This is a genomic window from Butyrivibrio sp. (assembly GCF_017635265.1).
Lineage (GTDB): Bacteria > Bacillota > Clostridia > Lachnospirales > Lachnospiraceae > Butyrivibrio.
The window spans coordinates 1-3,935 of sequence record NZ_JAGBLU010000056.1 but is presented as its reverse complement, the minus strand read 5'-3'; the positions used below and the strand labels follow the sequence as shown (position 1 = coordinate 3,935).

General features: G+C 43.4%; 4 protein-coding genes. All 4 read right to left on the bottom strand.

Annotation, left to right across the window (positions count from 1 at the left end):
* Nucleotides 1-264: 264 nt before the first annotated feature.
* The gene (gene tnpC, locus J6O61_RS07380) at nucleotides 265-2,103 is read right to left on the bottom strand and encodes an IS66 family transposase (protein ID WP_292211396.1); all 1,839 of its coding nucleotides are present in this window, start codon (nucleotides 2,101-2,103) and stop codon (nucleotides 265-267) included.
* A 144-nt stretch (nucleotides 2,104-2,247) separates the two neighbouring features.
* Complete coding sequence (tnpB, locus tag J6O61_RS07375) at nucleotides 2,248-2,580, bottom strand: IS66 family insertion sequence element accessory protein TnpB (protein WP_292211393.1); 333 nt, start codon at nucleotides 2,578-2,580, stop codon at nucleotides 2,248-2,250.
* A gap of 17 nt (nucleotides 2,581-2,597) precedes the next feature.
* Nucleotides 2,598-3,032 (bottom strand): IS66 family insertion sequence element accessory protein TnpA, encoded by a 435-nt coding sequence (tnpA, locus tag J6O61_RS07370; RefSeq protein ID WP_292211391.1) that lies wholly within the window; start codon nucleotides 3,030-3,032, stop codon nucleotides 2,598-2,600.
* A 141-nt stretch (nucleotides 3,033-3,173) separates the two neighbouring features.
* Nucleotides 3,174-3,935 (bottom strand): hypothetical protein (locus J6O61_RS07365; protein ID WP_330613746.1); only part of this gene is annotated, 762 nt, incomplete at its 5' end.

Sequence of the window (3,935 nt, the reverse complement as noted above, 5' to 3'; positions counted from 1 at the left end):
CCTTAAGGTATGTCGCAAGCGTGTGGATGATCTTGAAAGGCTTATCTGCAAGATTTATGAGGATAATGCTTTGGGGAAGATGCCCGAGAGCAGGTATGAAACCCTTATAAGACAGTATTCCAAAGAGCAGAGCGAGCTTAACGTAAGCGCTTTTTGTACCCCCGTTCATAACTAACCAGACCACCGGAGTGGCTTTAAAAAATAAAGCCTTCCCGGTGGCCTTTTAAAATTTCGAGAAAGTTTGATCTCATGTAGGCATGAATCCTACTGACCTAGATCTTCCTTCCTGGTCTTATGTCTACACCTTGTCTGCATCTTTTCAGTCCATGGCATATACTCGGCTGCCCGTGCAGGCTCATCTTTAAAGTCTCGGGCATGTTCCAAAAGCTCTGTCAGGTAAAGTTCAGGATCAAGGCTATTTGCAGCTGCCGTATCAATAAGAGACTTGATGATGGCAGCGGATCTGGCTCCTCTAGATGTATCGTGGAATAGCATATTCTTGCGGATGGTTGCATAAGATTTTGCGCAGCGTTCCGCTGCAGCATTTGAAAGCGGCAGTCTGCCGTCTTCCAGATACCGCATGAGTTTGTCCCAGTTATTGCGGGTGTAATTAACAGCCTTCTGGAGAGCAGAGCCTCCAGCCGGGTCAAGTGTTTCACACCATTTCTTAAAGGCATCCCAGTTTTTCTTTTCTTTTTTCAAACGTTCAGCCTTTATGACATCAGGATCTTTGCCTTTCAGCAGTGCTTCCTCCTGATATATTTTATTTATGGCCATGAAGCCTACAACAGCAGGGTCTTCATAGTTCAATGGTCCTGATTTATTTCTGATTGCCTCAAACCATTTACGCCTTACATGATCTGCGCATGTCAGCCTCTTGGCATTCTCCATCTTGTTGTATCCTGAGAACCCATCGGTCATAAGGTATCCCGAAAAATCTGATCCCAGGAAGTTTCGGCAGTTATAACCTCCTCTTGAGGGCTGATAATCATAGAGCAGCAGCGGCCTATCAGTCCCATACACAGATGCATAAATCCACATATAGCAATTCTGACGTCCGCTGATAGCCTTGTTTTTTTCCTCATCAGTATCATCGGTCTCGTCAGCAGCTTCCGCTTCGCATTCCTTTCGGATTTCTACATAATCTACGTCTGCTACAACGTTAAGAGGCATTCCGTTTACATCTGCAAGCGGCTCAAGCTCAACAATCTTATTTACCGGTGCAACTGTTTCATCGGCATTTACAATAAAGCGCTGCTTTATGAGCTGATGAAGAACTTCATACGGTATAAACAGTATGTTCTCAGCTGCCCAGATAAGCCAGCTGCTCATGCATGCTCTTGATATAAAGATGCCCTTACGCTCAAAGTGCTTTTCAAGCCTGTAGTTTGGTACTCCCATCTGATATTTCTGGTAGCCAACAAAAGAAACAAGAGAGGGCGTAGCAAAGCTGTGTGGGATGAATGCAGGTGGTGCAACCGCACATTTGGTAATAAAAAGATCATCTTCTTTCTTGCAGTTCTTGCATATCAGTTTTTCTACATATACTTCATGATATATGATTTCTTCCGGGATGTGCTCAACCTCTGTGCGCACGTATTCCCATCCAAAATGACTCATCTCTGACTCACAGAGATCACAGATCTTTTCTTCGTCAGAAGCGTATATCAGCTTATCTTCGCCCTTCTTTGCATTGGCAAGCAGTTCTTCCCGTGTACGCTTCTTCTTACGTTCAGTCTTGGTGCGCTTATAGCTGTTAACAGTGATCTTTTCCGCTGGTTTTTCTTCTTCAAGTCCCAGCATGAGCTTTTGCTCTGCGCTCATGGAATCAAAAAGACCAAGCTGCCTAAACTCTGTACCTTCATACTCGTCAAAGCGTTTGGCAGTTTCGGTTTTCTTGCCGAACATGTTCCTTCTGAACCATTCAAGCTCACGTGTCAGCTCAGCAATAGTGTCTGTCTGGCGGGCAATAGTTTCCTGCAGGTTTTTATTAAGTTCCAGTACCTGCGACAGAAGAAGTGATTGATCCATAGTGCTCAATCCCTCATCTGGTCTATATTCAGTTGGCTTTGTCAAAGTGGAATTGTTTTCGGAAGCCGACATGATTTATCTCCGTTTCTATATATATTTTATCAGTAATGTATACTGATTAATAGTCATAAAAGTGCCGAAAATACGGCACTTCAGAGCATATATAGCGGAGATATTTGTGCATTTTTTTGCATGTGACAAAGCCCTGTTTCTTTGTCAGAAATCTCTTCGGGATGCCTTTGAGATCGAACATTTTTGTTCTACCTCCAACCCCTCAAGGAGCCACCTGAGCTGCTGTCTTGATAACTCCAGAGCCTCGGATTTGTTCCTTGGCCAGTGATATCTGCCTTCATCAAGCCTGTGATATAGTAATGTCATTCCATCCGGCTCAAAATGGAGAACTTTTATCCTGTCTGCACGTCTTCCACAAAAGAAGAACGCAGCATTTGCGTATGGATCAAGATCATAAACATCTTTTATAAGTCCCATCAGCCCCTCAATTGACTTTCTCATATCAGTGTATCCGGTGATCATGTAGATTTTCTTCACACCGGAAAGATCGCCTATCATGAAGTCTGCAGCACACCCAGTATATTTCTTATGGTGGCTGCATTAGCGTTGTTTGACATCTCTACCTGCACACCCGATGGCATAACGATCCGCACGGTAGTTTCTAACTGGCGTTCCTTGCAGGAAGTTGTTAATGGCATCATTGATGTATCTGAAACCTGAAGCGGTACTGATTCAGGAAGCTGCGTTTTAGTTAATACTCCATTCTCGTCGATTGAGGCCACCAGGGCAACTTCCTGCTTAAGAGAAACAGTATTCTCTTCATGATCAGGAATTTCGCACGCTTTCTGACGAAGGCGCTTAATGACCTTATACAGAGTAGAAGGGTGTATTCCGTGCATGATACACCAGTCCTTGTCGGACATTCCACTGCTCCTACATTCTTTTAAGAAGTTGATCCACTGTTCATCGCTCATTAATGGTTTAGGCATAGGCTTTCCCCTCCACAGCATTGGCAATACGTTTACTCTACTATGATAGGCGGGATGGAGAGCTGTTTACTCTACCATGGCGAAATGAAGCGGTGAATTTTGGTAGAAGTCATGTCTTAGATCATCCTGCCTGATATTATTTTAGGGCAAAATATATGCCCCGTAACTACGGGGCAGTAATAAGCGCTTACGGTGAATCACTCCTTTTGCACGGGTAAACAAAAGTGAATGAGGTGCCGACTTAACGAATAGGATTTCTTTACTGCTTTGTCCAATAAGTCCACTATTCCCAGTCAAAACGATAGCCCGTTCATTTGTTTTCTCAACAGCCTGAGCCAGCTTCTTCATAAATCTTTCAGGATCAGAAAGTGGCATACTGCTGAATGATACAACGACAGGTGCTTCTCCCGCATTTAAGAAATCTATTATTTCATCGGATAGTTCTTCATCTGTCTCCAAAAACAGAAATCCAGGCAGAAATACTTGTCCGTCCCAACTCCTGACATCAGGAAACAGCAAAGAGCTTATCGGATAAACAATAGGAATTTGTTTTAATCCATCCGTATAGGTGTATAGTCCAGCTCGGCGCCTTTTAATTCCAAGTGTTTTCTCACGAAAATCATTGATTTCCTTTATCTGTGATGCCTCTGCTTTCTCATTTATTATATATGAAAGTTTGTTTAATACAGGCCCAAGGTTTTTATATGTTACTGCAAGATTGGCGAACTCGCTGGCAGGAAAAGTAATAGGAACAGGAGGCATACTTACGCAAGGTATCCTAAGACTTAGTGCTATGTCTACAGCACCCAATGCTTTCGGATGGTACACGATCATATCCGCACCCTTAGCCGCATTGTAGAAATCGTCCAATGTTTTTCGATAGGCTGGATTGATGACTTCTTT